The organism is Photobacterium indicum (assembly GCF_003026215.1).
In the GTDB taxonomy this organism is placed as follows: Bacteria; Pseudomonadota; Gammaproteobacteria; order Enterobacterales; family Vibrionaceae; genus Photobacterium; species Photobacterium indicum.
Genome location: NZ_PYOC01000003.1, coordinates 137,532 through 159,436, shown reverse-complemented (window position 1 = coordinate 159,436; position 21,905 = coordinate 137,532). Strand labels below are relative to the sequence as shown.

Sequence of the window (21,905 nt, the reverse complement as noted above, 5' to 3'; positions counted from 1 at the left end):
ACTTATTTTCAACGTAGAATGACTAGGTCTATAAATAAGTGCCTTGCCTAGAGTCCAACAAATTCTCGCTGAAACGAGCATCATGAGGTAACTTGGGTATATACCCAAACGCCTTCAACGCTAGCGTAAATCAGCGGTTTGAGGTGGTTTGGATATACTTTATTATTTTAAATAGAAAGTTAGGAATTCCTTTGAGTCTGTCTAATACTCCTCAATCAGACGTTTTGAATAATGAAAAAACGCTGAAAGCCGCCATTAAAGATTGCATGATTCGCGATCGTTTTCGTTTGCACAAACGTGTGCAAGGTGCGGCAAGAATTAAGAATGAAAAAGCAAAACACGTTGTATTTGATGAAATTGCGCTAGATATTGCGAAATCAATGCAAACGGTTGAGCTGCGTAGAACGAATCGTCCTACGATCAAATACCCAGAATTACTGCCTGTTAGCCAAAGAAAAGATGACATTGCAGAAGCAATAAAACACAACCAAGTCGTGATTGTTGCGGGTGAAACAGGATCGGGTAAAACCACGCAGTTACCAAAAATCTGTATGGAATTAGGCCGTGGTACCCACGGTATGATTGGTCATACTCAGCCTCGTCGTCTTGCTGCGCGTACTGTTGCAACGCGTATTGCTGAAGAGATGGAGTGCGAATTAGGTTCGTACGTTGGTTATAAAGTTCGATTTAATGACCAAGTCTCTGATCGCAGCCAAGTCAAATTGATGACAGACGGTATTTTACTGGCTGAAATTCAAAACGATCGTTTTTTAAGCCAATACGACACCATAATTATCGATGAAGCGCACGAGCGTAGTCTTAACATTGATTTCATTATGGGTTATTTGCGCGAGCTATTGCCCAAGCGCCCTGATCTGAAAGTTGTGATTACATCGGCAACGATCGATCCTGAACGCTTCTCTAAGCACTTCAATAATGCGCCAATCATTGAAGTGTCTGGCCGTACTTATCCAGTCGAAACCCGTTACCGCCCAGTGTCTGAAGACGGTGATGATAGCGATCGTGATCAGCTACAAGCTATTTTCGATGCTGTCGATGAGCTATGCGATGAAGGCCCAGGTGATATCCTGATCTTCATGAACGGTGAACGTGAAATTCGTGATACGGCAGATGCCCTAGAAAAGCGTAATTTGCGTAATACCGAAGTATTGCCTTTGTACGCGCGTTTATCTGCTAATGAACAGAATCGTGTATTCCAATCACACGGTGGTCGCCGCGTTGTTTTGTCTACTAACGTGGCGGAAACATCGTTAACGGTACCTGGCATTAAATATGTTATCGACCCTGGTACTGCACGTATTAGCCGATACAGCTACCGCACTAAAGTACAACGTCTACCGATTGAAGCGATTTCACAAGCAAGTGCTAATCAGCGTAAAGGCCGATGTGGTCGTGTTCAAGAAGGTATCTGTGTTCGTTTGTATTCAGAAGACGATTTCTTATCTCGTCCTGAATTTACCGATCCTGAAATTCTACGTACCAACTTAGCGTCAGTTATCTTGCAAATGACGGCAATTGGCTTGGGTGATATTCACGCCTTTCCGTTTGTAGAAGCGCCAGATAATCGCAACATTCAAGATGGTTTACGCCTACTTGAAGAGTTAGGTGCTATTAATCTTAAAGCGACAGATCCTCGTAAGCGTCTATCGCCAATGGGGCGTCAGTTAGCAAGGTTACCGCTTGATCCTCGCCTTGCGCGTATGGTGTTAGAAGCCCCTAAACTGGGTTCATTGCGCGAAGTGATGGTTATTGCATGTGCATTGTCGATTCAAGATCCACGTGAAAGGCCGTCAGAGAAAAAACAAGCTTCTGACGAAAAGCATAATCGTTTTGCGGATAAAGATTCTGATTTCATCGCATTTGTTAATTTATGGAATTATGTTCAAGAGCAGCAAAAAGAGCTGTCTGGTAATCAATTCCGAAAACAATGTAAGAAAGACTATCTGAACTATTTGCGCATTCGTGAATGGCAAGATATTTACTACCAAGTGAGTCAGGTAGTAAAAGAGCTCGATTTGAAAATCAATAGCCAAGAAGCAAGTTACGACAGCATTCACCAGTCATTATTGGCCGGTATGCTTTCTCATATTGGTATTAAAGATCAGGAAAAGAACGAATATCAAGGTGCACGTAATGCGCGCTTTAATATCTTCCCTGGGTCTGGCATTTTCAAGAAACAGCCTAAGTGGGTGATGGTTGCCGAACTGGTTGAAACATCCAAGCTGTGGGGGCGTATTGCCGCTAAAATTCAGCCTGAGTGGGTTGAACCCTTAGCACAGCATTTGCTGAAACGTAGCTATAGCGAACCGCATTGGGAAAAGAAACAAGCCGCTGTTTTTGCCTTTGAAAAAATCATGATGTACGGCATTCCTATTGTTGCTAAGCGTAAAGTGAATTACGGCAATATTGATGCGCAAGTATCGCGTGAAATTTTCATTCGCTCGGCGTTAGTTGAAGGTGATTGGGAAACAAAGCATAAGTTTTATCACCAAAACCGTCGACTATTACGCGAAGTGGAAGAGCTAGAACATAAGTCTCGTCGTCGTGATATTTTGATCGATGATGACGAATTATTTGAATTCTACGATCAACGTGTTGAGCACACTGTGGTATCGGGGCGCTTCTTCGATAGCTGGTGGAAGAAAGCATCAAAAGAAGACAGTAACCTGCTTAACTTTGAACGTGAAATGTTGTTCAGAGGCGATGCGAGCCATATTACTGATTTGGATTACCCGAACTTTTGGCATCAAGATAACCTAAAGCTGAAATTAAGCTACCAGTTTGAACCGGGTGAAGATAGTGACGGTGTAACGGTACATGTGCCGCTACCAATATTGAACCAAGTAGAACCCGATAACTTTGATTGGCAGATACCGGGTCTTCGTCATGAATTGGTTGTGTCTTTGATTAAATCACTGCCAAAGCCGATTCGTCGTAACTTTGTGCCTGCGCCGAATTATGCAGATGCTTTTCTTTCACGTGCAGAAGCGATGTCAATGCCATTGTTGGATGCGTTAGAGAAAGAATTAAAGCGTATAACTGGCGTAACAATCTTGCGTGAAGACTGGAAAGCCGAGCAAGTTCCAGATCATTTGAAGATTACGTACCGTGTGGTTGACCACAAGAACCGCAAGCAGAAAGAAAGCAAAGATCTGTACAGTTTAAAAGATGGCCTGAAAGAGCAAGTTCAAGAAACATTGTCGCAAGTGGCTGATGATGATATTGAACAAGAAGGCTTGAAAACATGGAGCTTTGGCGCATTACCTGAATGCTACCAGCAAAAACGGGGTGGCTTTGAAGTTAAAGCGTTCCCGGCACTGGTGGATAACAAAGATTCTGTGGGTATTAAGTTATTTGAAACGGAAGAAGAGCAACGAATGGCAATGACTCAAGGTCAGCGTCGTTTGGTTCTGTTGAATGTACCTTCGCCAATTAAGTACCTGCACTCGAACTTGCCAAACAAATCGAAGCTGGGTTTATATTTCAATCCATACGGCCGTGTGATGGATCTTATCGATGATTGTATCGCCTGTGGTGTTGATAAGCTTATTCAGCAGAAGGGTGGCTTGATTTGGGAACCAGAGCAGTTTGCACAAACCAAAGAATACGTTCGTGCAGAACTGGGTGACACGGTTGTCGATGTTGCTCAGCAAGTTGAAGCTATTTTGACAACAGCGTTTAGCATTAACAAGCGCTTAAAGGGTCGTGTTGATTTATCAATGGCATTTGCACTGTCTGATATTAAGGCACAGATTGAAGGGTTGATCTTTAAAGGCTTTGCAACAGAATGTGGATGGCAGAGATTGCCAGATATTCTGCGATACATGAAAGCGATTGAGCGTCGAATGGAAAAACTACCTATAGACCCGAATAAAGATCGTGTTCAAATCTTGAAGATTGATTCAGTAATGAGCGATTACAAAGAGTTACTGAATAAAATTCCGAAAGGGCAAGCCGTACCAGAAAAAGTGAAAGAGATCCGTTGGATGGTCGAAGAACTTCGCGTGAGTTTCTTTGCTCAACAACTGGGTACGCCTTACCCTGTTTCAGATAAGCGTGTACGCAATGCGATTAACGACTGTTAATCAATAATGATACTTATTCAGGAGCCCTATATTCCTGAATAAGTATATAAAGAAATGAAAACCTGCTGTCTGTGTTTTCTGTAAAATTGGCCGAGTTAACCGTTGTTCAATGCCATCATAATAATGATCTGGGTCAACAAAAGCCGATTTTGTAGCTATGAAAACGGGATGCAGGTAGAATTGCCCTGAAAAATTATAATCTAACAATTTAAGTGAGCTTTGTCGTAATGAGTAGAAAAATTGAATTATTGGCACCGGGTGGTGATGTAGAAGCAATTAAAGCCGCGATTGTTGCTGGTGCTAATGCCGTCTACTGTGGCTTAGATATGTTTAATGCCCGTAACCGAGCGTCCAATCTTTCATTTGATGAATTAAGTGGCGTTTTACGACTTGCTCATCAATACGGTTGCGAGGTTTTTCTAACTCTTAACGTTGTTATCTTAGAGCACGAAATTCCAAGTTTAGTAAAGCTGCTGAATAAGCTGGTTAATAGCGGTATTGATGGCATCATTGTTCAAGACCTAGGTATTTTTAACCTAGTGAAGAAACACTTTCCTAGTCTTGATGTTCACGCTTCAACGCAGTTAACTACTCATAACGAAGGTCAAATTTTATTCTTAAGTAAAGTTGGTGCAACACGCGCTAACTTATCGCGCGAATTGAACCTTGGCGAAGTAAAATCGTTAACCGCACTAGCGCATGAATACGATATATTAACTGAAGTTTTCGTACACGGCTCACTGTGTATTGCCTTCTCTGGTCAATGTTACTCAAGCTCTGTAAGTGTGGGTAATTCGGGTAACCGTGGTCGTTGTAGCCAAGCATGCCGTGATGAATACGAAATTACAGCTGCTGGTAACAAATTCCCTCTTAACCTAAAAGATAACTCAGCGTATTTTGATTTACCTGAATTGGTTGATGCTGGTGTCGATTCGTTAAAGGTTGAAGGCCGTATTAAGGGTGCACATTACGTGTACACCGTTGTTGATACGTGGCGCAAGCATATCAATAATTTTATAGAAACAGGTTTAATACTAGAAGATGACTCAAATCTTCATAAGGTCTTTAACCGTGATTTCACCAACTCATTCTTAAAAGGTAATCTGACAAAAGACATGTTTATCGATAATCCACGTGATAACAGCGTGAATTATGCTATCGATAAAAACAACGCTATTTCTGTTGTTCAGATTGAAGATGTTAAGAAAGATTTGTACGAATCTAAAAATGCCATTGGTGCAACGTTAGAAGATAAGATCAAGTTCCTTGATATTTCAAAACCAACATTAACAATCGATTTTACTGCCAAGCTAAACGAACCGTTAACAATTAGCGTTACAACGGGCAATAAGACGTTTGTGGTTAAATCTGATTCATCATTGCGCGTAGCAGATCAGATTTCAATGTCTTCAGAAACTATCGAAAAGCGTTTTAGAAGCTTTAATAATGCCGATTTCAACCTAGAACGTTTAGGCTTTGAAAATTTTGATGAAAACTTAACGATTCCATTTAAAGAGCTTACTGCACTAAAAAATGAAGTCGCGTTTTTATTGAATGATTCTGTCGAAGTGATTAAGCATGTAGAGGTTGCTGCTTTACCACAACATCCAAAAGTAGAAGAAAAACCAACATTGTCGATTCTGATCGCTAATGAGAAAGATCTTCACCTTTGTGATGAAACCGATGCTGATATTTACTTCAAACTACCAGAAAGCTTTAAAAAGAACTGTAAGAAATACATCAATATCTTCTTAAATAATCCACGTTTGATTCCTTGGTTCCCTGCGGTATTAATTGGTAAAGATTACTTAGAAGCGGTGAAGGTACTAGAAGAAGTGAAGCCAAAGCGTATTGTGAGTAACAATACCGGTATCGCTTATAAAGCGTTTGAACTGAATATTGATTGGGTCGCGGGTCCATTCTTAAATACCACCAACTCTCATGCTCTCGTTACCATGAAAGAGGAACTTAACTGTTCTGGTGCATTCATTTCGAATGAAATTAACCGTGGTCAGATCCGACACATTAAGCGCCCTGAAAACTTTAAGTTATTCTACAGTATCTATCATCCGATTTTGATGATGACGAGCCGTCAGTGTTTCTTCCAACAAACGGTAGGTTGTAACAAACCAGCAATTGAAGATGGCTGTATGCTTCGATGTGAAAAAGCGACCACGATTACGAATGTTAAGGGGATCTCTTTTGCGGTTGATAAGCAAAAAGGTGGCTACCCAAGCATTTATAACGACGAGCAATTCTTAAATATCGATGTAGTAAATGATCTTTCAGGCTTATTCGACGAATTCTTTATTGATTTAACAAACATTGGTTCAGGCTCTAAAGAAGAATTGGATAAATCACAGCTAGTTAAGCATTTTGAAAATATTCTGAACGGTGTTGAAGGATCAAAAGTTGAACTAGCCAACATGGTAACAGTATCGACTAATGCTCAGTATGCACAGGGTTTATAATCTAGCGTGACCTGACTGTGAAGTAACGATACAGGCATGTTCAATACAGTAATAGGGTGGTTGAGTGAATTCTCAGCCACCCTTTTTTATACGCGCCATACCTTCCTTCATCAGCAATTATTAAACCGATTTTGCAATCAGCACCTAAAATAAGGAATAGGTTTTCAATAACCATGTTACTACCAAGTGTAATGCATGTATTTACCTACTTACTGAGGAGAAGGCTCATGCAATATCGATTGTTAGGTGTAATTTCAGCTGTATTGATTAGTTTAGTGTGTACGGGAAGTGTACTAGCCGCAGGTGACATGACAAAGCAAGAGCCTATTGAAATGAAAGTTTTATTAGGTAATGACAAGAATGCCATGCGTTTTTTCCCTGATAAACTTGAATTTGAAACCGGTAAACTCTACAAGCTCATTTTGCATAATGAAGGGAAAGAGAAGCACTATTTTAGTTCCGAAGGCTTGGCTCAGGCTGTATTTACACGTAAAACGCAAGTGGTGAGTGCTGACGGTAAAGTAATTGCAGAAATAAAAGGAACCGTGCGAGAGATTGAAGTTTATCCTGGTGGTACTGCTGAATGGTGGTTTGTACCTGTAAAAGCGACAGAAATCAAAGGCCTTAAATGTACTATCAAAGGGCATGCCGAGGCGGGAATGACTGGATCAATCTCGATCAAATAGACAATCAGTATTGATGATAGAAAGGTAAAATTATGATTAAGGTCTTTATTAAACATAAGGTAGAGAATGCATCGATATGGAGAGCGGCCTTTGATGATTTTTTAATACAAAGACAATCTGCAGGCGAATTATCATATAGTGTTGGACATGCCCCAAACGAGCTGAACACTATATGTTTAATATTTGAATGGGATACTGTTGATAATGCCAGTACGTTTTTAAAATCTCAGGAATTAAAAGAGGCAATGCAGGCAGCAACGGTAATAGAAGAACCGAAAATATTTATTTTTGAGGTAGATGCAGAAGGGGAAACGAATAGTTAATATATTTTAAAGTATGAAAAATAGTATTTAAGGAAATATTTGGCGTGTTATTGATTATTAATGGTAGATTTTAACAAGGAAAAACCCGAACCGAAGTCCGGGCCAAAGTCCACTCAGACTTTTATTATGCTAGCACTTCTATTTGACCTTTAATGATCTCAGAGTGTGTGCCAAATACTGCTTGATAGTTATCACCTTTTTCGAATACGCCAGCCGCACCGAGTGCTTTTAAGCGTGGAATATCAACTTTTGAACTATCGAATACCGTTACACGTAAGCGTGTAATACAAGCTTCTAAATCTTTGATGTTCTCTTTACCGCCGAATGCTGCTGCGATGTCTTGTGCTAAGCCATCTTTAGATGTATTAACTGCAACGCTTGCTTCTTCTTTATCTTCACGTCCTGGTGTTTTTAAATCTAAAGCTTTAATCAAAGTGACGAAAACTAAGAAGTAAATAATAGCGTAAACAACACCGATAACAGGTAGTAACCAGCCGTTTGTTGATTGACCGAACAGCAGTGTGAAGTCGAATAAACCATGGCTGAATGTTGTACCGTGCTTAATGCCAAGTAGAATCATTACAACAAATGCAGAACCAGCTAACAGTGCATGTGCAACATAAAGAACAGGTGCAACAAACAAGAAGGCAAATTCAATTGGTTCAGTAATACCCGTTAAGAATGATGTTAGTGCAGCAGAACCAAGGATTGACGCTACCATTACCTTATTTTCTTTTTTAGCCGTTACATACATCGCAAGACAAGCAGCTGGTAAGCCAAACATTTTAAACATGTAACCACCCGCTAGATTACCAGCAGTAGGGTCACCCGCAAGGTAACGAGGGATTTCACCTTTAACCACTTCACCAGCAGCTGTAGTAAATTCGCCAACTTCGTAGAAGAAAGGAGCGTTCCAAATATGGTGTAAACCGAAAGGAATTAAAGAACGTTCAACGATACCGTAGATACCAAATGCGACTTCTGGTGATTGGTAAGCAGCCCATTCAGAAAACGCTGCGATACCTGCGCCAATTGGTTGCCATATTAATGCTAAAGCACCAGCAACAACACATGCCGCTAAAGATGTCACAATGGGAACAAAGCGTTTACCACCAAAGAAACCAAGATAGGTAGGCAGTTTAATATCGTGGTATTTATTAAAGAGTTGAGCTGCAACTAAACCCATAATAACGCCGCCAAATACGCCTGTATCAGTACCTTCAGCGACAACACCCAATACACGTGTCATGGTTAAATAACCTAATGCTGCTGCAAGTGCTGCAACACCATCATTTTTAGTAAATCCAAGTGCAACACCAATGGCAAATAGTAATGCCATATTCGCGAATACACCTAGACCTGCTTCTGTCATTATTTGTGCGACAATATCAGGTAAGAATTTTGCGACTTCCGAGTTACCGCCAATTCCAAGTAAGATACCAGCTGCTGGCATACAGGCTACTGGCAGCATGAGGCTGCGCCCCATTTTTTGCATTGTACTGAATATGTTCATTTGAACTCCATCCATTATGAACGTAGAAAGTATATCTAGAAAACTAGATGATTAATTGTTTGTTTATTAAAAGGTAAAGTTATTTATTGCTCACTAAGGTGTGAGAAATAATAAATATAAATTAGACTGTTTCTTATATTAATAAATTCTATTCATTAATATTCCGTTTTTGTAGTTTGTGTTAATTGTCTTGTGCTAATTGCTTTTATTGTTATTTGGTTTTATTTTTCGTTTTCGATGGAATCTATATTACGGGGGTTTTATTTTTATTTACGAGTTGAACGTCACATTGGACGTAAAGAAGCGTAACGAAAAGTAACATCTAATGGCGGCAGTGTAACCATTGCGTAACGTGCATACCGTTTATTACTTGCAGCGTTAGATTTTGATAAGTTTATTATGAGTAATCGCTGCTTAGCCTTACATTCTGTTTTGAACATCATATGGCTTAAGTTATGTCAAAAAGGTATTGGGCACCCCTCATCTTTGCTTAAAAGACAAAAGCCATTTGTTCATAAGTATATAGGCAGCGTTAATGGCAATAATTATTATGTCGTCTAGCAAATAATAACAATGAAAGAGAGAAGAGAGATGACTATGTATTCAAACCAAATTGAAACCGCAACTGTGGCGGCATGCTTTTCTGTAACGGCACAAGAGATCATTGCGCAATTGATTGAGTCTGGTACTCAGGTGGTAGGTTATGGGCGAGTAGGGGATGAGCAGCGTGCGAAGGATTTAGAAAATAAATATAACGGTAAGCTCACTGTACTTCTTGGTGATTTAACTGACGAGGAAACGTGTCGTGCATTCGTGGCTAAGTCACTTGATATTTTGGGAGGCTCTATTGATGCACATTATCATTGCGCGGGTATTTTTTTATGGAGCACATGGGAAGATGCAGAACCAAAAGATATTGAACAATTGTTCAGTGTAAACTTCACAACTGCTTGGATGTTAGGTCGTGAAATTTTTTCTGCTATGAAGCCAAAAGAAGCGGGATCTATTATGTATGTTTCTGCCAGAGATACTATTCGTAACGTACCTTATGGTTTTGGTCCTTATATGGCATCTAAACGTGCTCTTAATGGATTAGTAGAAAGTCAGGCGGCTGAAGGTGTTCAATATGGCATAAAGGTAAATGCTGTACTGCCTACGATCATTGATACAGAAGTAAACCGAAAAGGAATGCCTGATATCGACCATAATGAGTGGGTAAACCCATCTCAGTTTGCCAGCTTAATGATTGAATTGACTCAGCCAGCAAAAACAAATCTGACAGGGGCATTAATTCCGGTGCAAGGAAAAATGCTTTAGATATAGTCTTCGCTTTCGTCGCTTACCTGTACAGGAATGGCACTTCGCGCCAAAAAGGTCAAAGACAGTTTTTAAACAGTGAAAAACGAAAGTTTTTTCATTATATCCATATCTATGTTGCGACTTAACGCTATTGGATAAGTATAGTACTGTTAAAACAAAGATTAAGGTTGATGATTAAATGAAACAATCAATTATTCATATTGCGTTAGTAGTTAAAGATTACGATGAAGCGATTGATTTTTATGTCAATAAATTACAGTTTGATCTGATTGAGGATACCTACCAGCCAGAACAGGATAAACGTTGGGTTGTTGTCTCACCTCCTGGCTCTAACGGGGTGGCGTTACTGTTAGCACGTGCATCAAAACCAGAGCAGCATGACTTCATTGGCAATCAAGCGGGGGGGCGTGTTTTTCTATTCTTAAATACTGACGATTTTTGGCGAGACTATAACCGAATGGTATCTGAAGGTATTACATTTGTGAGACCTCCTCAAGAGCAAGATTATGGAACCGTTGCCGTATTTGAAGATCTATATGGTAATCGCTGGGATCTGCTTCAAATGAATGATGACCACACTATGTCTAGCAGAATGTAATACTCTATATAGCACATAATACTTGTATATCTAATGCATGAATCTGAAGCCAAGGATGGTGTCTTAATGAAAGAAATTACACAAATTCTCGATTTTATCGTCGAGATCGAAAAGTTAAAATCGGTTATTCGCAATACTCGCCCAGTAGGTCTAGAACGCTATGAAAATTCTGCCGAGCACAGTTGGCATGTGTGCCTTTCTGCTTTAATGCTCAAAGATTATGCTAATGACCCCGTTGATATTAACCGCGTGATCAAGATGCTGCTTATCCATGATTTAGGCGAGATTGATGCGGGCGATACGATAATATACGCCAGTGAAACAGCTGAAAATAAGCGAAATGAAGAAGCTGGATTAAAGCGTATTGTTGACTTGTTACCTGGTGGGCAGGGTGAAGCATATCTGTCATTATGGCATGAGTTTGAAGCCGGTGAAACGGCGGAATCGAAATACGCTAAGGCCATTGATCGTGTTCCACCTCTACTACATAACCTTCATGGTAATGGGCATAGTTGGGAAAAGCACAATATTCCCAAAGAGAAAGTCTTTGCCTTAAATGGACGTAGAATTTCAGGCGGAAGCCAACAACTTTGGGAAACCCTTGAAGTAAAACTACAGCAAGCTGTTATTGATGGTTTGTTAAAGTAAAGTCTATCGCTGGGTTGTTCATTTCTGATGCTTTTTTGATTAAGCGATAGATGATTAGGATGAAAACTTTTAATCCTAATCAGTGATAAAATTGTTAGGAAAAGGGACGTTCTAAGTGCGCGAACGTTCTGTCGCCATGTTTCTAATTGTTATGCGTGAATATGGTGAATTAATCAGCGCTTATTACTTTCAGTACTTGCCTAAAATCCAGTTCATGCTATTTTCCACAATACGATTTATTTTTTGGAATATTGATCATGCCAAAGGCTAGTGAAATAAAGAAGTTTGCAGCTGTCGAACATAACGGAAAAGTGTTTTTAGTTAAAGATATTAAGAAGCTAACACCGAGTGGTCGTGCTGGTGCAAGTCTTTATCGTATGCGTTTATACGATGTGGCAACTGGTTCGAAAACAGATGAAAGCTTCAAAGCTGATGAAATGATTACTCTGGCTGATTTCCGCCGTCACTCTGTTATGTTTTCATACATCGATGGTGATGAGTATGTCTTCATGGATAGCGAAGATTACACGCCATATAACTTCAATAAAGAAAGTATTGCAGAAGAGCTGCTTTTCATTACCGAAGATACACAAGGTCTGCAAGTTCTGACTGTTGATGATTTGCCAGTAGCCATCGAGCTACCAGCAACTGTTGATATGGTTATTAGTGAGACAGATCCTTCAATTAAAGGCGCATCGGCGAGTGCTCGTACTAAGCCTGCAATTATGTCTACAGGTTTGTCTGTACAAGTGCCTGAATACATCGCATCTGGCGAAAAGATTAAGATCAACACCGCAGAACAGAAGTTCATGAGCCGTGCTGATTCAAAGTAATCGAATCTAAATGAATTTGAAAGTAGAGTGGCTATTCAGCACTTTACTTATTGATTAAAAGCACCGTATTGACGGTGCTTTTTTTATACCCAAGTTACCTATAGCAATTGTGTTCCGTCTGAGTTGTTTTTTCTAAACACCGATTTCGTTTTGTAACTGAACAAGAAAACCCTTCATATATTCTGTTCTTATCTGCGCTTCTTTTTCGGCCGCTTTCGTATTCATGGTGTCCTTGAGCTGAAAAAGCTTGTTATAGAAATGGTCGACAGAGAAGTGTTTATCATCATACTGACGGTGCTCACAGAATGGGTCATCATTCGAATATAAGTTTGCGCCAAATGTAGTACTTACCTGTATGCATCGCGCAATACCAATAGCCCCTAAAGCATCAATTCTGTCAGCATCTTGTACGACTGCTGCCTCAATAGTTTTGATATCGATGTTGGCACTATAACTATGCGCCTCTATAGCATGCTCGATGTCAGCGTAAAAACGCTCAGGGTAGTTGATCGACTTTAAGTAAGTAATGGCTTGCTTTGCTGCAAATTGAGAGCCTAAATGTCTATCAGGGTGGTTCTTTGGTAAGGAGACACAATCGTGTAACCAAGCGGCAGGAATCACGATGTCTAACGATGCCCCTTCTTGAATGGCAAACGCTTTTGCTGAGGCAACAACCCGTTCTATGTGATTGATGTCATGCGCAGGATCAGCAGCCAGTATACTTACTACGATGTCTTTTAATTGTCGTTCTACTTGCAGCATAAATCAGTATACCTTTCTTATTATTTCGTTAGAAATTTACCATTATTGTGATGAAGAATTTAAACAAGTCATTGAGTCTTGTCTAGACTAACATTAAGTGACAAGGAAAAGTTATGAAGTTGTGGTTAAACAAATAGATAGAAAGCGACTCAAGGAATAAAAACTATGATGAAAGCAAGGCTCATTTTTATCGCTGTATTGTCATTATCAGCTATCGGGTGCACAAGTGCTGATTATGATAATTATAAATTCTTTCCTGAGGAATATGTTACTAACGTTAAATATGACAGTATTTATCATTATGGCTATAACCAAGGCTGTGAGAGTGCGTTGAAAGAAAAGAATGTAGAAGATGCTGAGTATCAAAAGGATGCAACATTTGATGGCGGGGTAACTCGATTTAATGATGGTTGGGATGCAGGTAATGCGGCATGTAAAAATGGGTTGAGGAATGTAATGTATACATTAAAAACCCCAAACACGGAAAGTTAATAAACTGACTAATAATAGTTTGTTATTATAACTTACTCACAACAGCTTAATATTTTAACGTCATCGAAAGATGGCGTTTTGTGTTGATTTCAACATTTACAAGACTTATTTGAAAGAATTTATGAATTTTATTTTTAATACGATGTAACAGTAACTATTGATGACTAAGTGAAATAAAGTTTATTATCATGAAAACTTATAAGTTTTTTGAGAAAAAATATATTTTGATAACCAATTTTATTTGCAAGTTCATGAAAAAATAGGCTCTAAAAAGAGCCTATTAAACGAGTTTATCAATACAGTTAATGTCGAAATTACCTAGCCAGATTATTTCTTGATCGTTTTCTTCTGATATCAAAACATCGTATTGCTAGCATATTACGCTGCTTTTGACTCCGTCAGAGCAGTGATTTGATAGTCTTGAAAGTTGATAGGTACAGCCATATGTACTTCAGATAGAAGCAAATAAGCACTTTCGTGCATTTCTACAACAACTTGTAGGTAATGTTCAATAGCGTTTTGTAATATCTGTGTAGCTTTATTATTCCCTTGACTTTCCAAAGGGGAATAGCTGTTATTACCAGCGTAAATCCACATATTGAAAGGAACTTTACTCCTTTCAAGTTGCTCGACAAAGTTAGCGATGTTTTTCATAAAAATCCTTTTTATAAACCAATATAATAATATTGACAGCTCTTATTATGGGAATATTAATTAAATTTTCAATTAGAATTGTTCTACTTTGTGCGTTAATTGAGAGGTCGGAAGGTTTTTCAACTAATTTTTGCAGTACGAAATACGAAATCGGGGTGAGGTTGTAAGAAATGGTATATTTGCCACTGATTTAATGTGAGCTTGGTTATTATTTTTCAGAATAGATAAAGCCTTGCTATCAAACAAGTTTTATATGGTTGAGTGTTGATGTAAGTGCGTGATTTTTTACCAGTTTATCTAATAATATTAAAGTGTCTTTTATAATTTACCGGCATATGCAACAGCCGCCTTACTGTGGCTGGCTGTAATATTTAATCGTTATTATTAAATAATTAAATTTGTAAGAAAGAATGAAACCATTTATTACTGAATAGCTGTCCAATCTATATACCCAAGCCAGATCAAGATGCAGGATTCAGAGTAATCTCAGCGTATTTAATTCAAGGAAAATATGTGTAGGAGTGGCATTCCCTTTCAAGCACATTTGACACAGAAGTAGACATGCTGAGTCATTTTCGCTGAAACGAGCAGCCTGAGCTGACTTGGGTCTAACATCGAAATATGAAAAGCTAACATTTGTCAGCTTTTCGTTTTGTTGTCCATAATACTTACATAAATGTTTATAAAGATACGTTGAATGTTCTGTACGATTTTATGGATAACCGTCTTCCTTTTTGTTTGAGTCTTGTTGCATTGTCCAATGTTCATTGGAATCGTAGTTCTTGTCACAGATATCGATAGAAAAGCCCATATCGGCGATTTCTTTCAATGTTAAGTTATCGGCTAATTTGGCGATTTCTCCATTTTTATTACGTAGTTCCATATCGATCCATCCTCATTTAACAAGCTATAGCACCATCTTAACTATAGTGTGAGTTTGTATAATTTTCAGCCTGATGGTGGAACTGTAGCGATACATTAGAAAGTTATGGTGTCTACCCAGATAGTGACTTAGTACGGTTTGTTATTTTGATAATTGATGCATAAGTTATCAAAATTGACTTAATATCTATAAAATCAATAACCTTAATTCCTATAAGTCCTTTAAACGGTTAAAATAGCTTTCTATGTTATCGGCTATGTAATTACGGGATCGACTTATGATTAAAAGCGCAACCAACCAGTCTCAAGGGATGTTGCTTTTTCAACTGACACTTAACCAATCTTTTGCGATTGGAACGTTGAAAGTGAAAGAAATTGTTCCTTACACTCCGCTAACTGTTATTCCGCATTCTCACTCTACCGTTTTGGGTGCTGCTACTTTGCGTGGTCAAACATTCCCTGTAATCGATATGGCTAAAGCTGTGGGCTATCGAGCGTTAGTTAAGGAGGAAGTAAAAGACTGTTATATTATCATTACCGATTGCCAACGAAAGCTAGTCGGTTTTATGGTGCGTGGCATAAATAAAATTACAGAATGTAATTGGCATGAAATTGATGCTCCACCTGTATCGTTAGGCAATAATGTGTTTGTTACTGGTGTAACAACAGTTGAAGATAATCTTGTTCAACTTCTAGATGTTGAATTGTTGATGTCAAAGATTTTCCCTGAAGACCCAAATAGCCTTAATCCTGTACTAACAGATATCGAACGTGAAATTTTACGCCCACTTAAGATTCTATTAGTCGATGATTCGTCTGTTGCTCGACGTCAGTTGTCACAAGCATTAGACAGTATTAGTGTTCCTTACTTTATATCGACGAATGGTCAAGATGCGTTAAATATGATGAAAAATGCAGCGGATAATCATGACCCGTTTCAGATTTTAGTCAGTGATATTGAGATGCCAGGTCTTGATGGTTATGAACTTGCTTTTGATGTAAAGAATACTGAAAAACTGAAAAGTGTTTATATTATTTTGCATACTTCTCTATCTAGTGAGATCAGCGTCTCCCAAGCTCATCAAGTTGGTGCTGATGAGGCACTCACTAAATTTGAAGCTAACGAACTTATCCATGCAATGTTGCGTGGTGCTGAACGTCATACTGTCGTCGCTTAGTATACTAATTAGCGGTAAGAGAATAAGGGGCAGGTCACTTTTGTTATTATTAAACTTTTACATTTTAAGTTAAGTGTTTGATAATTTAAAAGTTACTTGTGTTTCTCCTCTGTTTCATCGCATATAATTACGGCTAGAAATGTATTTGTACAAAAAATAAGCTGTACAAAAAGTGAACGGATGGTATTATCTCGCTCAGTTCTTCAGAGAGTTATTACATGCAGCATCAAGTACAAGTTAAACCTACAGCTACAAAAACGTTATCGTTATGTACCTATATGTTTCCTTTTATTTAGCGTAACAGTGTATAATTCAATAGATTATCACGTCGCATATGCGACATTTAAATATTAAATAAGGGACACACATGTCTAACACAACTGGTATCGTCAAGTGGTTTAACGAAGAGAAAGGTTTCGGTTTCATCACTCAAGACAACGGCGGCGCTGACGTATTCGTACATTTCCGTGCAATCGCTTCAGAAGGCTTTAAAACGCTTGCTGAAGGTCAAAAAGTTTCTTTTGAAGTAGAGCAAGGCCAAAAAGGTCTTCAAGCTGCGAACGTTGTAGCTTTATAATTCTTTAATAAAAAGAAATTGATAAAAGGTCGCCTAGGCGGCCTTTTTTGTGCCTGTAATAAATGTAGGCATTTAAAAGGAGCTTATTAGCTCCTTTTAAATGGGGTTTTCTTAGGTAGAAACTATAATTGGGCGAATTATCGTTCCCAATATGCTTCTTCAAGACAATCTTCACGCTCAGGCAATCCACGCGAGAGGCGAGGGGCGTGCTGAGTTAGTACTTCATAACTTACGCGGTTAGAGTACTGACAAATCTGTGAAAAAGAAGAGTATGCTAAGAATTGAGCTGTGTGCTTACTTGAATTTGGCACATTAGCTTTGTGATAACAATTTGCAGACATATCGTGCAGTAGTGCAGATAGCGCGGCATCACCAGCACCATTCGTATTTTTAATTTCAACAGGCCCCCCAAGGTATGGGGCTATGTGTGAATAGACACGAATAGGATTTTCACAGCTGTCTTTGGTCATTGGTCGGCTAAATTCATACTTATTGAACTCAGCAATACGGCCAGGTAACAATGGAAGCGTTGACTCACGCTTTAATTCATCGTCACAGTAACCTGCCATGTATAAGCCAACTGGTCCCGCAGTACAAAGAACCATATCAACCCAATCGAGTGCTTTATCTGCAGCGATTAAAGGATCTTTTTCACCCGTTAATGCTTCAGCTTCTTCTTCATTCATCGCAACACAGGTGACGTGTTCTTTCAAGAACTCAATCCACCATTCTTCTTTGCCTTCAATAACGTATTTAGTGCCCAATGTAAGTACAACAGGTACATCATGCTTTTTTGCGTGCTCAATAGCTTTAAGTGCAGCGCTTTTCATTGGGTCGGTTGGCTTACCACGAACCAAGTATGAAGACAGCACAAGGGCTGATGCTTTTTCAAATGCGCATTCAGGTATGCTTTCTGGACGAAGCTGGTTCATTTGACCTTCGTTTATTGCGAAAGTACGTTCACCATCTTCACTTATCAGCGTATAACAACGACCAATAGGGCCATCGACAGGTTGTAAATAGTCTAAATCCATTCGGCTAGATGTATTACATAAGTAACGATATGCGTACGAACCAATCTTAAGATCTTGGCTCATTACACCTAAAAGAATTGATTTATCATCAGCTAGTACGGAATAGTTGTGCAGTGTGTTACCAATGGTATCACCTGGGTATTCGTGGCTGATCAATTTCCGTTCTTTTAGTTCAAGGTAAAGCAATTCAGCTTTATCTTCATCAAGAACTAAAGAGTGACCTTTACTCAAAGCATGTCTTGCTAAGAAGTCATCATCAACGCGTGCTTCAATATCAACAATGGTTTGACCAACACCAACAGGGTGTGTGCGCGCTAGTGGATTATCTTGTTGGATTTGAGCAACTAATGGATCACGGGCATTAACTGGGAAATAATGCTTGGATTTACGCTGACCAGGAAATTTCATGTGTAAAGGCTACGGGATTCATGGGATTTTGTTTAATGTTAACATAAAAACGAGACATCTCTCTCATTTCATTGCAAAGTGATGATAAATTATGGCTTTATGCTTCTTTTTTAAACGTTAACAACCTATTTTTGTTAATCGATATTAATGGATGAAATATTGACTGCTAAAAAACGGTTATTGCGAATAGTAAGTTTGGGCATACAGGGGGGAAGTAGCAAAAAGCCGTAACAAGTACGACTTCTTAAGGGCTGCGAAACCAATGAAAATGTATTGATATTCTATGATGAATTATTTGTCTAGCAGCTTATAATCTTGTTTAGTCGCTGAACCACCAACAGGACGATTGACTGAAATAGCGCGTCCTTTTTTCATTCCCTTTTCGTAATCGTCTGTAATTCCCTTCATTGCTTCTTGTAGCTGTTGTTTGAATGTTTCGCGATCTAGGTTTTCAAACTGCTTGTCGATGTAGTTTGACATACGTTGTTCATGATCATCGTCAGTATTTAAAACTGGTAACTTTTCAAGTGCACCTTCCAGCCACCCGGCTAAAAACGATGCCACACGTCGAGCAACTTCTGCAGTACTTGTTCCTGTGCCCGCAAAGCTATTTCGGAATTGGCCTGTTTGTTGATTCATTTCGCGGTAAACAATATCAAACGCAAAAGCTGCAAAAATAGCTCGTTCAGCAACACCAATAAATTCTGCCTTCTTCAAACCTTTATGGTTGGTAAGTACACATTCAACACCGAAACGACGATTAATACCTCGGATGATTTTAAGAATCTGAGTACTTACATCTGCAGGTAATAAGGTTTCAGATTTGGTTTTGCCCATTTTGATGAATTCGATATCATCTTGATCTAAGCCGTATTTCAGCATTAGACGGTGTGCCATTCGAATAGCTTGCGCTGCTTCGTTGATGTTCGCAGAGTTACCCAGCTCTAGGCATTTAGCTATTTTTTTCAGCGCCTTTCGCTTCTGTTCAGACATTCAATCACACTCTTATTCAAAACGGGCACATATTTTAACTTTTTCCGCGGTACATTTGCAAAAAATGAATGTCTTTTTTTTAAAAAGATACGAGATATCTGAATAAGATCGCTCGGTGTTGTATGGAAAACAAACAGTAAATCAGTGAGGTAAAACAAACTTGGTCATTCATGTTGATTTAATCGAGGGGGGATCAGCATAATAGGCTAACGTTACGCACTTACTATTTGAATCTAAGCTGTTCGTATTGATTCTTAAATGCAGGATAATAAGCCACTATGATCGATGACTATCAGTCTATTGATGTTCCTTTTGAATTCCGTCATACCTGCTGGTTTTGCGGCGAACCGTATTATAAATTACATGCATTTATGGCCTCGCCTAATTACGATAACCAAACATCACCCATCATGATTCCAGCTTGCCAAGAGTGTTTTACTTTTAGTAAATCTATAAAAGTGAGTAGCTTGGATTTATTGCGCGACAAAGTAAAAGATAAGCTTCATAAGCATTATGAAAAACACCTCCAAATTGGTGTTAATTGGACCAAGCAAGAGCTTGAAGATTCAGGGATGGAAGGTCGAGCTTTTGAAGGCTTCCGTGATAAAGCTTGGATAATGTTTGAAATTGCAAAAGAGCGAGTCAATTACTCTGGCTGGGATCTTAGCGTTGATGGTATTCCTGTCGTGGGCTTAACAACAGCGTTTCAGTTTGAGTTTAATGGAATATTATATACCAGCCTTGTTCAAGCCGTAGAGCAGTTATCTAAGGCTTATAATATCCCTCAACCATACCTTGAAGACGTTGTTGAGCTAGTGGGGCGTACTAAACTGGCTTATGCGATTCGTTTTTGTAAAACAACCTATGGTTATTCAGCCGCTGAACGTGAAACGAGTTTATTGAGTTTAAAAGCGCTACTTGCTGAACAACAAGTGCTTGATGAGCAAATGAACCTGCAACAAAAAACAGACAATGCATTACTAAATATTAAACGTTCATCGATTAAGGAATTGATGCTGTACCGCACCATGATTTCACCACATGCTATTCAGTGGGCTTTACAGCGTGGTATTACGACATTAGTGGGGCTTTCTCAGCAAGAAGATACCTTCTTTGAATTCTTTATGAAAGACTCTGAATTAACGGCGTTTACGTATTTTAATGGGCTGCAAATCTATTACGAAAAGCGTGAGACAGACCCTGAATGGGCAGAAAATGACGATCCGAATAGGCTGCTATTTGACCGTATTGAAAAGATGAATTGATAAAAAAGCCAGCTAGTTTTGATATGCTTTCTACTAGAAAAACATTTCTAACTGGCTTTTTCAAAGAACATATCTCAACCAAGTATCGTGACTAAGATAGCTCTACATGCATTAGGGCGTGTTATTGATTATGCGTAGACCAGACCATTGTTTTACCATTTTCGTCAAATGCTAAGACTTCATACGGGTCTTTTTGATCGTCATATTCCATGCCCGGTGAACCCATCGGCATTCCAGCGACGGCAAGCCCAATCATACGTGCTGGCTTCTTATCTAAGAATCGTTTAACTTCATCGGCTGGTACATGACCTTCGAAAGTGTAGCCTTCGATTTCTGCGGTATGGCATGATGCGTATTCAGGACGTAGACCCAGTTCAATTTTGATTGGTGTAAGATCTTCTTTGTATACAACATCAAGATCGAAGCCATTATCTTCCATATGTTTTACCCATTCTTTACAGCAGCCACAGTAGGGAGATTGATAATTTGTCCCTTTAATCGCTTGCGCAAAAGATGAAGTGCTAAGGGTAAGTAAAACAAGGGCTGTTAAATGCGAAAATTTCATGGTGAATCCTAATTTATCTAATTGATATCAAATTTTAATTTTGCTTGAACTTCTGATAGTAATTAAATAAATACAGGCGGACGTAAGATAGGTTCATTACGTGTGAAAAGCTGACCTTGCGGTTCAATGAAATGATCAGTATGTGTGCTTTCTGGGGTGAATGAAAATCCAGACAGTATTGCAATAGGGCTAACTTGAGAATGGCAATCTGCATCATTACAGCATTGTGTAATAGATGACGTGGATTTGACTGTGTCTACCATGCTGGAAGAATGTGAGTCACACATGTCTGTTAAGGACATATGCGATGAGCCTACTGATGAAGCGATTGTATGCATGTTCATTGTAGGGCAGCACAGCATTGATTCTATGCAATTTGACGGCTGAACAAGGCTTTTTGAGTATAGTAAACCTGCATTCGCTGTAGTTGAAAATACAGTGAACAGCATAGCAATTAACACAAATTTTGAGACAAGCTTTCTAAGCATACTCATTACTTTATTCGACCGTTATTACAAAGTACAAAGCGCTGAATCAAGATGGAGATTCATATTGATAGCATCATGATTATATCTTGCTTACATTTTCAAACAATCG

20 protein-coding genes are annotated in these 21,905 nt (G+C 39.0%); 12 read left to right on the top strand and 8 right to left on the bottom strand.

Features of this window, described 5'->3' with window-relative positions:
* Positions 1–224 precede the first annotated feature (224 nt).
* From hrpA to C9J47_RS11140, 4 genes are all read left to right on the top strand, one after another.
* Positions 225–4,106, top strand: a complete 3,882-nt coding sequence (hrpA, locus tag C9J47_RS11155; RefSeq protein WP_281258950.1) for an ATP-dependent RNA helicase HrpA — start codon at positions 225–227, stop codon at positions 4,104–4,106.
* 227 nt (positions 4,107–4,333) lie between these two features.
* Entirely contained in the window at positions 4,334–6,577 is a 2,244-nt protein-coding gene (locus C9J47_RS11150) for a peptidase U32 family protein (RefSeq protein WP_107253602.1), read from the top strand.
* Positions 6,578–6,804: 227 nt separating this feature from the next.
* Positions 6,805–7,263 carry a cupredoxin domain-containing protein gene (locus C9J47_RS11145; RefSeq protein WP_107253601.1) on the top strand — a complete coding sequence of 153 codons (459 nt, stop codon included), beginning with the start codon at positions 6,805–6,807 and terminating at the stop codon, positions 7,261–7,263.
* Positions 7,264–7,295: 32 nt separating this feature from the next.
* Positions 7,296–7,586 (top strand): hypothetical protein, encoded by a 291-nt coding sequence (locus C9J47_RS11140; protein ID WP_107253600.1) that lies wholly within the window; start codon positions 7,296–7,298, stop codon positions 7,584–7,586.
* A gap of 124 nt (positions 7,587–7,710) precedes the next feature.
* Here C9J47_RS11140 and ptsG read toward each other — a convergent pair whose 3' ends face one another.
* Complete coding sequence (gene ptsG, locus C9J47_RS11135; RefSeq protein ID WP_107253599.1) at positions 7,711–9,099, bottom strand: PTS glucose transporter subunit IIBC; 1,389 nt, start codon at positions 9,097–9,099, stop codon at positions 7,711–7,713.
* A 591-nt stretch (positions 9,100–9,690) separates the two neighbouring features.
* Here ptsG and C9J47_RS11130 point away from each other — a divergent pair.
* From C9J47_RS11130 to efpL, 4 genes are all read left to right on the top strand, one after another.
* Positions 9,691–10,416, top strand: coding sequence for an SDR family NAD(P)-dependent oxidoreductase (locus tag C9J47_RS11130; RefSeq protein ID WP_245903431.1), 726 nt, complete (start codon positions 9,691–9,693; stop codon positions 10,414–10,416).
* Between the two features lie 181 nt (positions 10,417–10,597).
* Positions 10,598–11,017: a VOC family protein gene (locus C9J47_RS11125; RefSeq protein ID WP_107253598.1), complete on the top strand. Its 420-nt coding sequence runs from the start codon at positions 10,598–10,600 to the stop codon at positions 11,015–11,017.
* 66 nt (positions 11,018–11,083) lie between these two features.
* Positions 11,084–11,665, top strand: a complete 582-nt coding sequence (locus C9J47_RS11120; protein WP_107253597.1) for an HD domain-containing protein — start codon at positions 11,084–11,086, stop codon at positions 11,663–11,665.
* Positions 11,666–11,922: 257 nt separating this feature from the next.
* A complete protein-coding gene (efpL, locus tag C9J47_RS11115; protein WP_107253596.1) occupies positions 11,923–12,498 on the top strand; it encodes an elongation factor P-like protein EfpL in 576 nt (191 codons plus the stop codon).
* Between the two features lie 132 nt (positions 12,499–12,630).
* Here efpL and C9J47_RS11110 read toward each other — a convergent pair whose 3' ends face one another.
* Positions 12,631–13,260 carry an HD domain-containing protein gene (locus tag C9J47_RS11110; protein WP_107253595.1) on the bottom strand — a complete coding sequence of 210 codons (630 nt, stop codon included), beginning with the start codon at positions 13,258–13,260 and terminating at the stop codon, positions 12,631–12,633.
* Between the two features lie 165 nt (positions 13,261–13,425).
* Here C9J47_RS11110 and C9J47_RS11105 point away from each other — a divergent pair, with 165 nt between their 5' ends.
* Positions 13,426–13,752 carry a hypothetical protein gene (locus C9J47_RS11105; RefSeq protein WP_107253594.1) on the top strand — a complete coding sequence of 109 codons (327 nt, stop codon included), beginning with the start codon at positions 13,426–13,428 and terminating at the stop codon, positions 13,750–13,752.
* Positions 13,753–14,130: 378 nt separating this feature from the next.
* Here C9J47_RS11105 and C9J47_RS11100 read toward each other — a convergent pair whose 3' ends face one another.
* Together C9J47_RS11100 and C9J47_RS27095 are read right to left on the bottom strand one after the other, a co-directional pair.
* A complete protein-coding gene (locus C9J47_RS11100) occupies positions 14,131–14,406 on the bottom strand; it encodes a hypothetical protein (protein ID WP_107253593.1) in 276 nt (91 codons plus the stop codon).
* Between the two features lie 712 nt (positions 14,407–15,118).
* Entirely contained in the window at positions 15,119–15,289 is a 171-nt protein-coding gene (locus C9J47_RS27095; RefSeq protein ID WP_170107496.1) for a hypothetical protein, read from the bottom strand.
* Positions 15,290–15,566: 277 nt separating this feature from the next.
* On the opposite strand from C9J47_RS27095, the gene C9J47_RS11095 reads away from it, so the two are divergent.
* Both C9J47_RS11095 and cspE read left to right on the top strand, forming a co-directional pair.
* Positions 15,567–16,466, top strand: a complete 900-nt coding sequence (locus C9J47_RS11095) for a chemotaxis protein (protein WP_107253592.1) — start codon at positions 15,567–15,569, stop codon at positions 16,464–16,466.
* A 367-nt stretch (positions 16,467–16,833) separates the two neighbouring features.
* Complete coding sequence (gene cspE, locus C9J47_RS11090; protein ID WP_006228553.1) at positions 16,834–17,043, top strand: transcription antiterminator/RNA stability regulator CspE; 210 nt, start codon at positions 16,834–16,836, stop codon at positions 17,041–17,043.
* A 137-nt stretch (positions 17,044–17,180) separates the two neighbouring features.
* On the opposite strand, the gene C9J47_RS11085 is transcribed toward cspE, so the two are convergent.
* Positions 17,181–18,485, bottom strand: coding sequence for an inosine/guanosine kinase (locus C9J47_RS11085; protein WP_107253591.1), 1,305 nt, complete (start codon positions 18,483–18,485; stop codon positions 17,181–17,183).
* A gap of 291 nt (positions 18,486–18,776) precedes the next feature.
* A complete protein-coding gene (locus C9J47_RS11080; RefSeq protein WP_006231787.1) occupies positions 18,777–19,478 on the bottom strand; it encodes a DUF2786 domain-containing protein in 702 nt (233 codons plus the stop codon).
* Between the two features lie 278 nt (positions 19,479–19,756).
* Between C9J47_RS11080 and C9J47_RS11075 the strand changes: the two genes are divergently transcribed.
* Positions 19,757–20,743, top strand: a complete 987-nt coding sequence (locus C9J47_RS11075; RefSeq protein WP_107253590.1) for a hypothetical protein — start codon at positions 19,757–19,759, stop codon at positions 20,741–20,743.
* 121 nt (positions 20,744–20,864) lie between these two features.
* Here the strand turns inward: C9J47_RS11075 and C9J47_RS11070 are convergent, their stop codons facing one another.
* Together C9J47_RS11070 and C9J47_RS27335 are read right to left on the bottom strand one after the other, a co-directional pair.
* Positions 20,865–21,308 (bottom strand): DUF411 domain-containing protein, encoded by a 444-nt coding sequence (locus C9J47_RS11070; protein ID WP_107253589.1) that lies wholly within the window; start codon positions 21,306–21,308, stop codon positions 20,865–20,867.
* Positions 21,309–21,370: 62 nt separating this feature from the next.
* The gene (locus tag C9J47_RS27335) at positions 21,371–21,610 is read right to left on the bottom strand and encodes a hypothetical protein (RefSeq protein ID WP_245903429.1); all 240 of its coding nucleotides are present in this window, start codon (positions 21,608–21,610) and stop codon (positions 21,371–21,373) included.
* Positions 21,611–21,905 lie beyond the last annotated feature (295 nt).

Coding starts and splice junctions, on each gene's coding strand:
- C9J47_RS11150 (WP_107253602.1), top strand. CDS start 4,334: ATGAGTAGAAAAATTGAATTATTGGCACCGGGTGGTGATGTAGAAGCA.
- C9J47_RS11145 (WP_107253601.1), top strand. CDS start 6,805: ATGCAATATCGATTGTTAGGTGTAATTTCAGCTGTATTGATTAGTTTA.
- C9J47_RS11140 (WP_107253600.1), top strand. CDS start 7,296: ATGATTAAGGTCTTTATTAAACATAAGGTAGAGAATGCATCGATATGG.
- ptsG (WP_107253599.1), bottom strand. CDS start 9,099: ATGAACATATTCAGTACAATGCAAAAAATGGGGCGCAGCCTCATGCTG.
- C9J47_RS11130 (WP_245903431.1), top strand. CDS start 9,691: ATGACTATGTATTCAAACCAAATTGAAACCGCAACTGTGGCGGCATGC.
- C9J47_RS11125 (WP_107253598.1), top strand. CDS start 10,598: ATGAAACAATCAATTATTCATATTGCGTTAGTAGTTAAAGATTACGAT.
- C9J47_RS11120 (WP_107253597.1), top strand. CDS start 11,084: ATGAAAGAAATTACACAAATTCTCGATTTTATCGTCGAGATCGAAAAG.
- efpL (WP_107253596.1), top strand. CDS start 11,923: ATGCCAAAGGCTAGTGAAATAAAGAAGTTTGCAGCTGTCGAACATAAC.
- C9J47_RS11110 (WP_107253595.1), bottom strand. CDS start 13,260: ATGCTGCAAGTAGAACGACAATTAAAAGACATCGTAGTAAGTATACTG.
- C9J47_RS11105 (WP_107253594.1), top strand. CDS start 13,426: ATGATGAAAGCAAGGCTCATTTTTATCGCTGTATTGTCATTATCAGCT.
- C9J47_RS11100 (WP_107253593.1), bottom strand. CDS start 14,406: ATGAAAAACATCGCTAACTTTGTCGAGCAACTTGAAAGGAGTAAAGTT.
- C9J47_RS27095 (WP_170107496.1), bottom strand. CDS start 15,289: ATGGAACTACGTAATAAAAATGGAGAAATCGCCAAATTAGCCGATAAC.
- C9J47_RS11095 (WP_107253592.1), top strand. CDS start 15,567: ATGATTAAAAGCGCAACCAACCAGTCTCAAGGGATGTTGCTTTTTCAA.
- cspE (WP_006228553.1), top strand. CDS start 16,834: ATGTCTAACACAACTGGTATCGTCAAGTGGTTTAACGAAGAGAAAGGT.
- C9J47_RS11085 (WP_107253591.1), bottom strand. CDS start 18,485: ATGAAATTTCCTGGTCAGCGTAAATCCAAGCATTATTTCCCAGTTAAT.
- C9J47_RS11080 (WP_006231787.1), bottom strand. CDS start 19,478: ATGTCTGAACAGAAGCGAAAGGCGCTGAAAAAAATAGCTAAATGCCTA.
- C9J47_RS11075 (WP_107253590.1), top strand. CDS start 19,757: ATGATCGATGACTATCAGTCTATTGATGTTCCTTTTGAATTCCGTCAT.
- C9J47_RS11070 (WP_107253589.1), bottom strand. CDS start 21,308: ATGAAATTTTCGCATTTAACAGCCCTTGTTTTACTTACCCTTAGCACT.
- C9J47_RS27335 (WP_245903429.1), bottom strand. CDS start 21,610: ATGTCCTTAACAGACATGTGTGACTCACATTCTTCCAGCATGGTAGAC.